Origin of the sequence: uncultured Porphyromonas sp., from assembly GCF_938046015.1 — a bacterium.
Classification (GTDB): domain Bacteria; phylum Bacteroidota; class Bacteroidia; order Bacteroidales; family Porphyromonadaceae; genus Porphyromonas.
In genome coordinates, this window is record NZ_CALIXW010000027.1 from 1 (window position 1) to 14,337 (window position 14,337).

Sequence of the window (14,337 nt, forward strand, 5' to 3'; positions counted from 1 at the left end):
CTCGTAAAGGTGCGCGGCAGGCGATTGGGCGGAGCGTAGACGGGGGGGGCTGTCGGGGCAGCGCTCGGCGTCGGGGTGGGAGCAGGGGCGGCCTTAGGAGTCGCAGGGCTGGGGCTCGTCCTCGGAGCGGCACTAGGCTCGGGAGCAGGAGCGGCGAGCTCCCCCGAGCTGGGGAAGAGCGCCACGAGCTGCAGCAGCGAGAGCTCCAGCAGCAGGCGCTTGCTGGTGGCCGCACGCCACTGCTGATCGGCCGTGACGAGTACCTTCAGCACGCCGAAGAGCTGTGCCGCCGTGCAGCGCTGCGCGAGGCTCTGGTACTGCCGTGCCACGCCCTCGGGCTTCTCCAGAAGCTGCGCCGTATCGGGGTGCTGCACCACGAGCAGGTCGCGGGTGAAGGCAGCCAGCCCATTGAGGATCAGCTGCCCCTCGAAGCCGCGCGCCAGCAGTTCGTCCACGAGCAGCAGCAGCGTGCGGAAGTCCCCGCTCAGCAGCTGCTCGTAGATACGGATGAAGTAGCCGTAGTCCAGGACGTTCAGGCTCTCCAGCGCATGCTGGTAGCTGATATGCCCGGAGGAGAAGCTGGCGATGCGGTCGAACATCGACAGCGCGTCACGCATCCCCCCATCGGCCTTCTCGGCGATGAGCCCCAGGGCCGCTTCGTCGGCCTCGATCCCCTCCTGCTGGGCGACGTAGCGCAGGTGCTGGGTGATGTCCCCAACCGTGATACGCTTGAAGTCATAGATCTGGCAGCGCGAGAGGATCGTGGGTAGGATCTTGTGCTTCTCCGTCGTGGCGAGGATGAAGATGGCGTAGCTGGGCGGCTCCTCGAGCGTCTTGAGGAAGGCGTTGAAGGCTGCCGCCGAGAGCATGTGCACCTCGTCGATGATGTAGACCTTGTAGCGCCCAAGGGCTGGCGGCATGGCTACCTGCTCGGTCAGGGTACGGATGTCGTCGACCGAATTATTGGACGCGGCGTCGAGCTCGAAGATGTTGAAGGAGCGCTGCTCGTTGAAGGCGCGGCAGCTCTCGCACGCGTTACAGGCCTCGCCGTCGGGCTGGAGGTTGGTACAGTTGATCGTCTTGGCGAGCACGCGCGCCGCTGTCGTCTTCCCCACCCCACGCGGGCCACAGAAGAGATAGGCGTGTGCGAGCTTGCGCTCCAGCACCGCCGTACGCAGTGTCGAGGCCATAGCCCCCTGCCCCACGATACTGTGGAAGCTATCGGGGCGATACTTACGGGCCGAGACGATATATTGATCTGACATGAATGCTTAGCTTGGGGAAATGCTTCTGCTGCAAAGATACAAAAGTCCTGAGGCGTCGCCACGCACGGCGCTACCTCGTCTGGGCAGTGGTCTAAGGACGAGCCTCGGCGCTTCCTTCGCCTTTATGGTAAAGGGGGAAGAAACAAGCCCGAGGGGGCTACGTGTAGCGGGGAGGCCTTCTGATGGATATCCCTCAGCGCACTGAGGTACGTCAGTCACAAGGCTGAGGGATAGCAGTCAGACAGCTGAGGGATATCCCTCACGGAGGCGGGACGAAGCACAGACCGAGGCTAGGGACAAAAAGAAGCCTCCCCGCAGCGCCACAGCTCGAGGCTGCGACCCTGCGGGGAGGCAAGATGAGGGCTACTCTAGGAGACAGCTAGCCGAACCAACGGGCGAAGAGCGGCAGCAGCAGCGCCGTGATGAGTCCCATGATGCCGATAGCCAGGCCGCTCAGTGCGCCTTCGATCGCACCCATTTGTATGGCAGCTGCCGTACCGATGCCGTGCGAGGAGGCGCCCATAGCGAGCCCCTTGGCCACAGGGCTCTTGATCCGCATGAGCTTCATGATCGGGGGGCCGATGATGCTGCCGAGAATCCCTGCGCAGACGACGATGACGGCCGTGAGCCCTGGGATGCCGCCCGTATTGCCCGAGAGCTCCATGGCGATCGGGGTCGTCACGGACTTCGGCGCCAGCGAAGCGATGAGCGTCTGACGCGCCCCGAGGAGCTGACCGATACCGATGATGGAGCCGATGCCGATCATAGCCCCCACGGTGATGGCGACCATGATGGAGATGACGTTGCCCTTGAGGTGAGCTACCTGCTGGTGCAGGATGTAGCCTAGCGAGACTACCGAGGGGCCGAGCATGAAGTGGATCATGCGGCTGCCGCTCTTGAAGGTGTCGTAGGGTACATCTAGGTACATCAGCAGGACGATGAGCTCGATGATCGTTAGCAGCACAGGGTGCAGCAGCGTCGTCCCCGCCAGGCGATAGAGCTTGTAATTGAGTAGGTAGAGGGCGATGACGAAGGTGATGGTGAAGACCTCACTGTTGAAGAACTGCTGTATCATTACTTACTCCTCCTACGCTCCATGTGTTCCTGAATGTATGCTACCGAGGCGATGACGAGCACCGAGCTCACCAGCACCGCCACGAGGATCACCCACCAGTTCTCCCGCACAGTATCCATCTGTGCCATGAGGCCTACACCAGCGGGGATGAAGAAAAGGCCCATATTGTCGGTCAAGGCCTTGGCGGGGGTGTCCACCTGGTCTTCCTTGACCCACTTGAGCTGCAAGGCAAGGAAGAGGAAGACCATCCCAAGGACGCTCCCCGGGACAAAGCCGCCCATCAAGGTGGAGACAAACTCCCCTATCCAATAGAAGAGGAAGATCGCGAAGATCTTGATCAATGTCTGCATAAGGTCTAAGTGTCTAAATCGATATCACAAATGCGAAGCTGAGCCGCGCTCCTGAAGAGCGGGCGATAGAGCTGACGACGTAGCTGCCAGAGGGTCTCGTGCCGCCCGTCGAGCTCCAGCGGCAGCACTTCCTCCCCTCCCCGATCGAGTAGCTCCAGCAGGTAGCCCAGCGTGAGCCTATCCAGCGGCAGGGCTGGCTGGTAGCCGACTTGCTCAGCACCGTGCTGCAGGGTACGTACCTCGGCTAGCACGCCGAGACGTAGCAGCCTGAGCAGCGCCTCCTGCGTCTCTCGCAGCGGCAGACGGCTGCGCTCGGCCAGCGTCGTAGCCTCAGGCAGCGGACGGTAGCCTTCGGCGAAGAGGCGTGCGGTCGTAGCCGCGACCGAGATGAGGATGAGATCCTCGTAGCGACGGGAGAGCCGCCCGCTCAGAGGCGGCGTCGTGAAGTACCACACATGCTGCACCGCGTAGCTGATCTGCGCCCCCAGCAGGATGATAACCCAGGAGAGCTGCGTCCACAGCAAGGCCAGAGGTACGGCAGCGAAGCTCCCATAGATGGCATTGTACTTGGAGATCCACAGCACCCCATTGATGTACAGCGCCTGGAAGCACTGGAAGGCCAGCCCCGCGATGACGCCCGCGATGAGCGCCGGGACGAAGCGTACCCGCACATTGGGGATCAACAAATAGAGCAGCGTGAAGAGGATGATGAGGATGGCGAAGGGCAGCAGCTGCAGCAGCTGATTGGTCACCGTGGAGATGAGCCCTAGCTGAGCGAGGTAGGTATGGTTGAGCGTCGAGAGGAAGATGGTCGTAGCGCTGGAGATAGTCATCAGTAGGGGCAGCAGTAGGAAGGCACTGAGGTAACCCATGATCCTACGCCCCCAGGGACGCGCGCTCGGCGCCTGCCATAGGCGGTTGAAGCTATCCTCTATCGTCGAGATGAGCATCAGCACGGTGTAGAAGAGCACTGCTAGCCCCACGCCGATGAAGAGCCCGCCCTGCACCTGCGCTAGATAGTTCTCCACGTAGGAGAAGGCCTTCGACAGCTCCACCTCATGCCCTGGGAGCCCTTGGATCAGGGCATCACGCACGATCTCCTGCAGGCCGAAGCCCTTCGCGACACCGATGATGACGGCCAGCAGAGGGACGATGGAGAGTGCCGTGCTGTAGGTCAGCGAACCCGCCAGCGTGCCTATGCCCTGCTCGATATAGCTGAGGATCGTCATGTAGAGCACGCGCAGCGTCGCGACCCCACAGCGTCTCGTCGAACTGAGGCCCTCGGGACGAAGGCGCCACATATCGAGGCTGAGGAAGCGATAGCTCCTTAGGCCTAGTGCGGTGAATCTACGTATGCTACTACTCATATAGAAGGGGGAATAAAGGGGAAGTCAAGCAGCGGCAGTGGGGCTATAAGCCGGGTTCTGTACCGAGCTAAGGCTCGGCGTCTGCCATTTATCTGGATGGAGTGTCACCACTCCTCTCAAGCGATCTACCCTCCGACATGGGCCGAGCAAGCCTCGTGGCGTCGGTATACATGATCTTGCAACCCATCAGGCGTACGGCAGCCCGTGTCACCACAGGCTCGGTGCGCTCTTACCGCACCTTTTCACCCTTACCCGTAGCCGAAGCCTCGGGCGGTCATTCTCTGTTACGCTACTTCGCCCTCACGGACGACTTCCCGTTAGGAAGCATGGTGCTCTGCGTTGCCCGGACGTTCCTCACCTCCCGCTGGGGGAGGAGCGACAGACCGCCCCACTGCGACGCTACTTGACTATGATGATGTGTCGAGCCTAGCTAGCGCTGCACCTCGACCCGCTGCGTCGGCGCGGCGGAGGCATTGCGCGCCTCCATCTGCTCGACGACGTTGCGCGCCAGCGTGCGGAAGTAGATGCCCATGAGGCTGGTCTCGTCGGTGGCTATAGGCCGCCCTTCGTCGCCCGAGCTGCATACGCTCTGGATGAGGGGTAGCTGCCCCAGCAGCGGCAGGCCAAGCTCCTCGGCCAGCTCCTTGCCCCCCTCGCGGCCGAAGATGTAGTACTTATTCTGGGGCAGCTCGGCAGGGGTGAACCAAGCCATGTTCTCTACCAGTCCGAGGATGGGCACCTGTACGTGCTCGTCGGTGAACATACCTATGCCCTTGATGGCATCGGCAAGCGCCACTTGCTGCGGCGTCGTGACGATGATCGAGCCCGTAAGGCCCAGCGTCTGCACGAGCGTCAGGTGGATGTCGCTCGTCCCTGGGGGGAGGTCAATGAGGAGGTAGTCTAGCTCGCCCCAGTTCGTCTCGGTGAGGAGCTGCTTGAGGGCATTGCTGGCCATGCTGCCTCGCCAGAGGACGGGGCTCTCCTGGTTGACGAAGAAGCCGATGGAGAGGAGCTTGACGCCGTAGCGCTCTACGGGGGCGATCAGCTCGCGCCCCGAGCTCGTCGTCTCGAGGACGGGACGGGCATCCTCACAGCCGAACATCTTGGGCTGCGAGGGACCGAAGATGTCGGCATCCAGTAGGCCGACCTTGTAGCCAGCCTGTGCTAGGGCTACGGCAAGGTTAGCCGAGACGGTGCTCTTACCGACGCCGCCCTTACCGGAGAAGACCGCCAGCGTATTGCGCACCTCGGGCAGCAGGGGCTGCTCCTCCTGGGAGACGAGCTCGGGCTGCTTTACCGAGATATTCCCTACGATCTCGACCTCAGGGCCGATATGGGTAAGGATAGCCGTCTCAGCAGCCCGTACGACGGACTTGACGAAGGGGTTATTGGGCTTGTCGAAGATCAGGGAGAAGCTCACCTTCATTCCCTCGATGCGGATGTCATCCTCCACCATGCCCGACTCGACGAGGTTCTTCCCCGTGCCCGGGTAGCGTACCTTGGCGAGTGCCTCGAGGATCAGATTAGGATATAGGGTCTTGGCCATAGTGCTCATCTATTGTACGCGGCGCGAACGGCTGAAGCTGCGGTAGCTGTCGGGCTCGATCTCTATGTCGGGCTCCACGAAGCCTCCCGCGGGGAGCGCAGGGCGGAAGCTCAGATACTTGATCGTAAGGCCGCGGCTCAGCCACTGACGCTCGTAGTAGGTCTTAATCCCGAGGATCTTGTCCTCGTAGGCTCCGCTGTAGAGGTCGTCGGTGTCAGTGATGATCTCCTGAGCGTTGAGCGTGACGAAGGCCTTAGTATAGGTATAGAGGAAGGGACTGTCCGTCTTGAGGTGGATGATACCGCCAGGCTTGAGTGCCTCGAGGTAGCGCAGGAGGAAGCGCGAGGAGGTCAGGCGCTTGGTCACCTTCTTCATCTGCGGGTCGGGGAAGGTAATCCAGATCTCGTCCACCTCCCCAGGGGCGAAGAAGCGCCCGAGGGACTCGATCTCGCCACGCAGGAAGGCCACATTGCTCATCCCTGCCTCGTGCGAAGCCTTAGCCCCCGTCCAGATGCGTGCCCCCTTGACGTCCACGCCAATGAAGTTCTTCTCGGGATAGACCTCGCCGAGGCCTACCGTGTACTCGCCCTTGCCACAGCCCAGCTCGAGGACTATGGGGTGATCGTTGTGGAAGAAGTCCTCCCGCCAGCGACCACGCAGCGGGAAGTCCTCCTGCTGTAGACGCGCAAAGGGATACTGGAAGACATGGGGGAAGGTCTCCATCTCGGCGAACTTCGCCAGCTTATTCTTTCCCACCCGCGCGCCTAGTCAAAGAGATTGATGCTCTGGCAATACTCTAGCTCGCCCTGTACGACGAAGCGGATCTGCTCGGGCTCGAACTTCCCGACACCATCCTTGCGGGCATTGCGCACGACATACTCCACGAGCTCGTCCTCATCTACCTCTATGGCTTCGTCCTCATCGAGGTCCTCGTCCATGTAGCCACGGCTCTCGTAGTAGTCGTAGATAAGGTCCACGAAGTAGACGATATCATCGTCACTCAGCAGCTCCTTCATCTCCTGGGGGATATAGTTGCGTATGAAGGCTACGGACGCAGCGTCATCGTAGCCGTCGAATTCGTCTTCTGCCATACTGATCTATGTAGTGAATCTTTACTTGAGGTTCCTTCTTCGCAAAGTTACGGAAAAAGGCTGGAGCGCCTCTGCCTAGGCGCCCTCGAGCTCGAGGCTAAGCTCGGCCCAGCGCTCGAGGGTCGTCTCCTGCTCCTTCTTGAGGCTCGAGTAGCGCTGGAAAAGGCTCGCGTCCGTAGCGTGCTCAGGCTGGGCCAGCTGCTCCTCCAGGGCGGCCAGCTCGGCGTCGATCGCCTCGCTGCGCTCCTCCAGCCCCTTGAGCTCGCGCTCCAGGCTGCGGCGCTGCTTCGCCAGCTCCTTCTGCCGCTGATAGTCCTCCGCCCCACTGCTGGGGCTGGGAGCTGCGGCCGAAGAGGCGCCCGCTGTGCTCCCAGGGCGCGGAGTCGCGGCCTCTGTACTGTCCTCGCGGTCACGTGCCTGCAGCCAGTCATAGATGCCACCGATATGCTCGGTGACCTTGCCGCGACGGAACTCATAGACGCGGCTCACCAACCCATCGAGGAACTCGCGGTCGTGCGAGACGACAATGACCGTGCCCGTGAAGCGTAGGATGGCCTCCTTGAGCACTTCCTTGGAGCGGATATCCAGGTGGTTGGTCGGTTCGTCAAGGATCAGGAGGTTGGCGGGACGGAGCAGCAGCTTGATGAGCGCGACACGTCCGCGCTCACCGCCACTGAGGACGCTGACCTTCTTCTCCGCCTCCTCGCCGCCGAACATGAAGGCTCCCAAGAGGTCATTGATGCGCGTGCGTATCTCGCCCTGCGCCTCGCGGTCGATCGTCTCGTAGACGGTGTAGTCCCCCGCGAGCTCCTGGCTCTGCGTCTGAGCGAAGTAGCCGACCTCGACATTGTGCCCTAGGCGTAGCTCGCCCTGGTAATCGTTGATGAGTCCCATGATACACTTGACCAACGTCGACTTCCCCGAGCCGTTCTTCCCGACGAAGGCTACCTTCTCCCCGCGCTCTATGGTCATATTGACGCCCGAGAAGACGGTGTGCTCGCCGTAGTCCTTCCTGAGGTTCTCGATGATGACGGGGTAGGCGCCTGAGGTGACGGCAGGCATGAAGGAGAAGTGCATGGCGCGGCGATCCACGTCCTCGACCTCGATACGCTCGATCTTGGCCAGCTGCTTGATGCGGCTCTGTACCTGATCGCTCTTGGAGGGCTTGTAGCGGAAGCGCTCGATGAAGCGCTCGGTGTCCTTGATATCCTTCTGCTGGTTCTCGTAGGCGCGACGCTGCTGCTCCAGGCGCTCCTCGCGCAGCTCGAGGTAGTGGCTGTAGTTCGTGCGGTAGTCGTGTAGGCGGCCCAGCTCGATCTCTAGGGTGCGGCTGGTGGTAGCATCTATGAAGGCACGGTCGTGACTGATGAGCACGAGCGCCGAGCTGCTGGAGGCGATGAAGCGCTCCAGCCAGCGGATGGACTCGATGTCGAGGTGGTTGGTCGGCTCGTCCAGCAGGAGGATATCGGGGCGCTGCAGGAGGATTTTCGCCAGCTCGATACGCATACGCCAGCCGCCCGAGAAGACCGAGGTCGGGCGCTCGAGGTCACTGCGCTCGAAGCCCAGCCCGAGGAGCGTGCGCTCGATGTCGGCCTGGAAGTTGCCCGAGCCATGCATCAGCAAGAGGTCCGAGCGCTGGGCGTGGCGCTCGATGAGCTCCATATAGGCCTCGCTCTCGTAGTCGGTGCGCTCGGCCATCTCGGCCGCCAGCTGCGCTACCTCCTCCTCCAGCTCGGTGATGTGACTGAAGACCTGCTGGCACTCCTCCAGCACGGTGCGCTCATCGCTGAGCTGCATCACCTGCGGCAGGTAGCCGATCTGCAGCCCCTTGGGGAAGGCGATCGTCCCCTCCGTCGGGGAGGAGACGCCTGCCAGTAGCTTGAGGAGGGTGGACTTACCCGCCCCGTTCTTGCCCACGAGGGCGATGCGCTCCCGCGCTGAGATGACGAAGGAAAGATCCTCGAAGAGGGGCTTAGCCCCGAAGTATACGGATAGCTTGTTGACGCTGATCATTGAGGCGCTATGTTCGTTCTGGTCTCGACACCGGGCAGCAGGAGCTCCTCGGTGACGATGATATGCTGCTGGGGGTAGAGCGCTCTGACGAGGCTCTGCAGGCGCTCCCGCGCCTCCACCTTGGACTGCGGCACGAGCTGGGGGTCCGCCTGGATCTCACGCCAGGCACGGCTCATGATGGAGTCGTCGAGGCGCTTCACGGCGCGGCGATCACTCGTAGCCTTGCGACGCGTCCCCCAGAGGCCCTGGCTATACTCGTAGTACTTGACGCTGTGCGAACCCCCAGGCGTCTGCCCCAGCTCCACCTGTGGCTCGGGCAGCGAGATGTAGATGGTATCGCCTGGGCCGCGCTGGACCTTGAGCCGCTCGAGGTCGAACTTGCTGTAGGCCGCTAGATCCGCCACTCCCTCGGCGCTGTAGGCCCCGTCGCGGATGTAGATCTGCCTGCGGTAGGTGATGCGCTGGGTGATCAGTCGGAGGCGCTCGGTGATCTCCATCTGGATCTCCTGGGGTGTCACCTCAGGCTGGCGCTCCGCCTCCCTAGAGCGGCAGGTATAGAGGATGTAGCCACCGAGGCCGAGGGCTAGGACCAGTACGATGAGCCCCTGGACGAGGCGTAGCCAAGACTTGAGTGTCATCGTTGTCTAGCTATTGGGGGTTCGTCTCGTCACTCGGGGCGAGGTAGGCAGCATCCTGAGGCGCGAGGGAGACGCGCATCCCGAGGCCGAGCTTAGCGAAGAGCGGCGCTAGGCGCGTGCGGGCACTCCGCTCGGCGGCACGGAAGAGCTGTGGGCGCGCCTCTATGAGGGCACGCTCCTGCGTCTCCTCGATGAGCTCCTTGCGCTGACGGAGCAGCTCGTTGACCTCATTGGCTGTCAGCGAGGAGCGTAGCGGGTCGGCCTCACGCCGCACCTTGCGATGGACGCCTTCCAGCTCGCGCTGCACCTCTAGTGGAGGCAGCGTCAGCTCCACCAGCGTATCGTTGACGCTGTGGATCATGGACTCGGTGAGCTTGCTGAGGTCACAGGATACGGAGGCCTGACTCGTCAGCTCGAGCTCGGTGCGACGCGTGCCGAAGAGGCGCTTCCAGCCGAGGAAGCCATCTTGCTTGGGATCGATGACGACCGTCGTACGCAGCTTGGTCGTCGCCAGCTCGAGGCGGGCAAGGCTCTGTGCCTCCACTAGCAGGAGCTGCACGGGGTCGGGCTTCTGCTCCTTCGAGCCTGAGCTGCAGGCCACGCCCCCCAAGAGGAGCGCCAGCAGCAGGAGGGAGCGGATAGGACTTATCTTCTTCATTGGATATACGGTAGTGGGTGCTATTATATGAGCTAGACAAAGGTACGAAGCTTTTGCAACTACGTAGGCCCTGCCGACGCGAGGAGCCCCTCAGCGCGGTGCAGGATAAGGGGGAACGGAGCTGAGACACTGCTCGGAGGGAGAAAAGTAATATAATATTCAGGGAAAAGTAATATAACTTTCCGCCAAATGTTATATAACATTTCGCCGAAAATAATATAACTTTTGCCGCAAAGTAATATAAGAATCCCCGACGAGCCCCTCGGGGCAGCTCGCCGCCCCGAGGCCCACAGCTCCCGAGGAGCCCGCTGAGGATGTATGCCCTACTAGAGGCGCGGCAAAGCGGGCTAGGGCACGCACCGCACGGGCTACCTCGCGGGAGGGCCTCTGGGGCTGGCCAGCTGGGGGCTTTTTCGTATCTTTGTCTACATATTATATATACGTAAACAAGCACGTAATCTAAATGAGCGAAGAGCTATTTGACCTAGAGGCTACCCAGCCCAAGGAATACTCGGCGAGCAGTATCCAAGTCCTCGAGGGGCTGGAGGCCGTGCGCAAGCGCCCTGCCATGTACATCGGTGACATCGGCGAGAAGGGGCTACACCACCTGGTATATGAGGTCGTGGACAACTCCATCGACGAGGCCCTAGCTGGCTACTGTACCGACATCAAGGTCATCATCCACCCTGACAACTCCATAGAGGTCCAAGATAACGGTCGTGGGATCCCCGTCGACCTGCACGAGAAGGAGGGCAAGAGCGCCCTCGAGGTCGTCCTGACCGTCCTGCATGCAGGGGGTAAGTTCGACAAGGGCTCCTACAAAGTCTCGGGCGGGCTGCACGGCGTAGGGGTCTCCTGCGTCAATGCCCTCTCCACCTCGCTGAAGGCCATCGTCCACCGCGGGGGTAAGATCTACACCATGGACTTCAGTCGCGGCGTCCCCACGACCGAGCTCCTCACGGTAGGCACGACCGATCGTACGGGTACGACGGTCATCTTCAAGCCCGACGAGACCATCTTCACCGTCACAGAGTATCAGTTCAAGATCCTCTCCAACCGTCTACGCGAGCTCGCCTTCCTCAACGCCGGCATCCGCCTGACGCTGGTCGACGAGCGCGTACTGGACGAGGCAGGCACGCCGCTCACCGAGGAATACTACTCCGAGACTGGGCTCGAGGAATTCGCTCGCTATATCGACCGCTCCAAGGAGCACCTCATCGAGGACGTCATCCACATCATCACGGAGAAGCAGGGCATCCCCGTCGAGGTGGCGATGACCTACAACACGTCCTACAACGAGAACGTATATAGCTACGTCAACAACATCAACACGATCGAGGGCGGCACGCACCTGGCAGGCTTCCGCCGTGGGCTGACGCGTACGCTGAAGAAGTACGCCACCGACTCCAAGCTTCTCGACAAGGTCAAGGTCGAGATCACGGGGGACGACTTCCGCGAGGGGCTCACCGCCGTGGTCAGCATCAAGGTAGCCGAGCCCCAGTTCGAGGGGCAGACCAAGACCAAGCTGGGGAACAACGAGGTGATGGGCGCCGTAGACGTCGCCGTCAGCGAGGCCCTAGAGATCTACCTCGAGGAGCACCCCAAGGAGGCCAAGGTGATCGTAGACAAGGTCATCCTTGCCGCTACCGCCCGTCAGGCTGCCCGCAAGGCGCGCGAGATGGTGCAGCGCAAGTCACCCCTCTCAGGCGGTGGCCTGCCCGGCAAGCTCGCCGACTGCTCGTCCAAAGACCCTGCGCTCTCCGAGCTCTTCCTCGTCGAGGGTGACTCGGCAGGGGGTACGGCCAAGCAGGGACGCGACCGTGAGTACCAGGCCATCCTACCTCTGCGCGGTAAGATCCTCAACGTAGAGAAGGCCATGCAGCATAAGGTGCTCGAGAGCGAAGAGATCCGCAACATCTACACCGCCCTAGGCGTCACCATCGGCACCGAGGAGGATAGCAAGGCGCTCAACCTCTCCAAGCTGCGCTACCACAAGATCGTCATCATGACCGATGCCGACGTGGACGGCAGCCATATCGCCACGCTGATCCTGACCTTCTTCTTCCGCAACATGCGCTCCCTTATCGAGAACGGCTATGTCTACATCGCTACGCCGCCGCTCTACCTCTGCACGCGCGGCAAGGAGCGCGAGTACTGCTGGACCGAGCAGCAGCGTCAGGCCTTCGTCGAGCGCTTCGGTGGGGGTGACGAGAAGCGCGTCCACGTACAGCGCTACAAGGGTCTTGGGGAGATGAACGAAGAGCAGCTCTGGGAGACGACCATGAACCCAGAGAACCGCACCCTACGCAAGATCACCATCGAGAACGCCGCCGAGGCCGATGCCATCTTCTCCATGCTGATGGGCGACGAGGTAGGGCCGCGCCGTGAGTTCATCGAGGCCAACGCCATCCACGCCAATATCGATGCCTAGGCCTCGAGCTTAGCAAGACGCCAGCACAGCACGAGCGCACAGCCTCTACCCCTAGAGGCTGTGCGCTCGCTCCTATATATCGCGGCGAGGGCAGCCCGCTTGGAGCCCTGCTCCCACCCACTCCCTAGGAGCCTATCCACGAGCCCTCAGCCCGCCCCCAGCACTTAGGACAAAGATGATACACGACCGTCCCGCGCACGCCTATTACTACGTCAGCCCCTCGACTGACCCCTACTACAACATCGCCCTCGAGGACTACCTCTACCGCCAGCTACGTCCGCTGGACACGATCTACATGCTCTGGGTCAATCGCCCCTCCGTCTTCATGGGGCGCTACCAGTGCGCCGAGGCCGAGCTGGACATGGCTTACCTCGAGGAGCGACAGATCGCTCTGCTTCGCCGCAGCTCGGGTGGCGGCACGGTCTACCATGACCTAGGCAACCTCAACTTCTCGGTCATCAGCAACGACCATACGGGCCACGGCTTCGACCTCAAGGCCTTCCCCGAGCCCGTGCAGGCTGCTCTCGCCACGCTCGGCGTAGAGGTGGTACGCTCGCCCCGCGGGGACCTCAGGCTCGACGGGCTGAAGGTCGGCGGCGCTGCCGAGGCCACCTCACGCAGCCGCATGCTGTACCACATCTGCCTGCTCTTCGACACAGACCTCGACGAACTGGAGCGTATCCTCACTGTCCCCGAGACGGAGGCACGATCCCGAGTGGCCTCGGTGCGCTCCGTGGTGACGAACCTCAGGCCGCACCTCCCTGCAGGCTTCACCATGGAGGACTTCAAGGCCAGCATCCTCTCCGAGCTAGAGCGCCGCCATGCAGGAGCCCTCTATCCGCTGGACTTCCGCCCACAGGTGGAGGACTACATACGCGAGCAGCGGGAGACCCACTTCGAGCATCCCGACTGGATCCACGCCCCTATAGGCCGAGCCAAGTAGCCCCTATGAGCACAGCGACACTCCCCTACCGCAGCTTCTCGAGCTTCCTCGCGGAGCACTTCCCTGGTGAGAAGGTGCAGAAGATCACCCTGACGGCAGGCTTCTCCTGCCCCACGCGCGACGGATCGCGGGGCAAGGGTGGCTGCACCTACTGCAATAATAAGAGCTTCAGTCCCAACTACGCCGCCAAGCAGCGCAGCATCACCGAGCAGCTCGACGAGGGCATACGCTTCTTCAGCCGCAAGTACCCCGCGATGAAGTACCTGGCCTACTTTCAGTCCTACACCAATACCTATGGCGCCGTCGAGGACTGCATAGCCAAGTACGAGGAGGCCCTAGCGCATCCCGGGGTCGTGGGCCTGATCATAGGCACGCGCCCCGACTGCATGCCCGAGCCGCTACTGGACTATCTGAGCGCTCTGGCACGCCGCCGCTTCGTCCTCATCGAGTACGGCGTGGAGAGCACGCTAGACCGCAGTCTCGAGCGCATCCAGCGCGGGCACAGCTGGGCCGAGAGCGTAGAGACCATCGAGCGTACGCACCGAGCAGGCATCATGGTCGGGGCGCACATCATCCTCGGCCTGCCTGGCGAGAGCCGTGAGGAGCTACTGAGCCATGCCGACCGCCTCGGGGCACTCCCGCTAACGACCCTCAAGATACACCAGCTGCAGATCATCAAGGGCACGCTGATGGCAGGCGAATACCTCCGCCAGCCCGAGGACTTCCACCTCTTCACCGAGGAGGAGTACATCGCCCTCTGCGTCGACTTCGTGCGCCGCCTCCCCCGTGGGCTCGTCATCGAGCGCTTCGTCTCGCAGTCCCCTCCCGAGCTGCTGCTGGCACCGCGCTGGGGCTGGAAGAACTTTGAGTTCACCGCCAAGATCGAGCGCGCCCTCCTCGAGGCCGAGCCCTAGCGCCCTAGCGCTCCCGCTTACATTAGCACCCTAGCCCCTCCCGCTA

At 62.1% G+C, this 14,337-nt stretch carries 13 protein-coding genes and 1 other RNA gene; 3 read left to right on the forward strand and 11 right to left on the reverse strand.

Annotated elements, in window-relative coordinates; translation table 11 throughout:
* The 11 genes from dnaX to Q0248_RS02910 all read right to left on the reverse strand — a co-directional run.
* Positions 1-1,265, reverse strand: a 1,265-nt coding sequence (gene dnaX, locus Q0248_RS02860; protein ID WP_299319509.1) for a DNA polymerase III subunit gamma/tau, incomplete at its 3' end; no start/stop codon positions are given.
* Positions 1,266-1,644: 379 nt separating this feature from the next.
* Complete coding sequence (locus Q0248_RS02865) at positions 1,645-2,340, reverse strand: LrgB family protein (RefSeq protein WP_299319511.1); 696 nt, start codon at positions 2,338-2,340, stop codon at positions 1,645-1,647.
* Positions 2,340-2,690, reverse strand: a complete 351-nt coding sequence (locus tag Q0248_RS02870) for a CidA/LrgA family protein (RefSeq protein WP_299319513.1) — start codon at positions 2,688-2,690, stop codon at positions 2,340-2,342. The genes Q0248_RS02865 and Q0248_RS02870 overlap by 1 nt, the downstream gene beginning before the upstream one ends.
* A gap of 5 nt (positions 2,691-2,695) precedes the next feature.
* Positions 2,696-4,057, reverse strand: coding sequence for a YihY/virulence factor BrkB family protein (locus Q0248_RS02875; protein ID WP_299319516.1), 1,362 nt, complete (start codon positions 4,055-4,057; stop codon positions 2,696-2,698).
* Positions 4,058-4,087: 30 nt separating this feature from the next.
* Positions 4,088-4,452, reverse strand: an RNA gene (gene rnpB / locus Q0248_RS02880) — RNase P RNA component class A.
* 35 nt (positions 4,453-4,487) lie between these two features.
* Positions 4,488-5,603 (reverse strand): Mrp/NBP35 family ATP-binding protein, encoded by a 1,116-nt coding sequence (locus tag Q0248_RS02885; protein ID WP_299319518.1) that lies wholly within the window; start codon positions 5,601-5,603, stop codon positions 4,488-4,490.
* Positions 5,604-5,612: 9 nt separating this feature from the next.
* Complete coding sequence (gene trmB / locus Q0248_RS02890; RefSeq protein WP_211789006.1) at positions 5,613-6,359, reverse strand: tRNA (guanosine(46)-N7)-methyltransferase TrmB; 747 nt, start codon at positions 6,357-6,359, stop codon at positions 5,613-5,615.
* An 8-nt stretch (positions 6,360-6,367) separates the two neighbouring features.
* Complete coding sequence (locus Q0248_RS02895; RefSeq protein WP_211789005.1) at positions 6,368-6,694, reverse strand: hypothetical protein; 327 nt, start codon at positions 6,692-6,694, stop codon at positions 6,368-6,370.
* A gap of 75 nt (positions 6,695-6,769) precedes the next feature.
* Positions 6,770-8,707 carry an ABC-F family ATP-binding cassette domain-containing protein gene (locus Q0248_RS02900; protein ID WP_299319524.1) on the reverse strand — a complete coding sequence of 646 codons (1,938 nt, stop codon included), beginning with the start codon at positions 8,705-8,707 and terminating at the stop codon, positions 6,770-6,772.
* Entirely contained in the window at positions 8,704-9,345 is a 642-nt protein-coding gene (locus Q0248_RS02905; RefSeq protein ID WP_299319527.1) for a hypothetical protein, read from the reverse strand. The genes Q0248_RS02900 and Q0248_RS02905 overlap by 4 nt, the downstream gene beginning before the upstream one ends.
* Before the next feature lie 10 nt (positions 9,346-9,355).
* Positions 9,356-10,003, reverse strand: coding sequence for a DUF4230 domain-containing protein (locus Q0248_RS02910; RefSeq protein WP_299319530.1), 648 nt, complete (start codon positions 10,001-10,003; stop codon positions 9,356-9,358).
* A 463-nt stretch (positions 10,004-10,466) separates the two neighbouring features.
* Here Q0248_RS02910 and gyrB point away from each other — a divergent pair, with 463 nt between their 5' ends.
* The 3 genes from gyrB to Q0248_RS02925 all read left to right on the forward strand — a co-directional run bounded on the left by gyrB (position 10,467) and on the right by Q0248_RS02925 (position 14,291).
* The gene (gene gyrB, locus Q0248_RS02915; RefSeq protein WP_299319532.1) at positions 10,467-12,434 is read left to right on the forward strand and encodes a DNA topoisomerase (ATP-hydrolyzing) subunit B; all 1,968 of its coding nucleotides are present in this window, start codon (positions 10,467-10,469) and stop codon (positions 12,432-12,434) included.
* A 175-nt stretch (positions 12,435-12,609) separates the two neighbouring features.
* A complete protein-coding gene (locus tag Q0248_RS02920) occupies positions 12,610-13,377 on the forward strand; it encodes a biotin/lipoate A/B protein ligase family protein (protein WP_299319535.1) in 768 nt (255 codons plus the stop codon).
* A gap of 5 nt (positions 13,378-13,382) precedes the next feature.
* Complete coding sequence (locus Q0248_RS02925; RefSeq protein ID WP_299319538.1) at positions 13,383-14,291, forward strand: TIGR01212 family radical SAM protein; 909 nt, start codon at positions 13,383-13,385, stop codon at positions 14,289-14,291.
* Positions 14,292-14,337 lie beyond the last annotated feature (46 nt).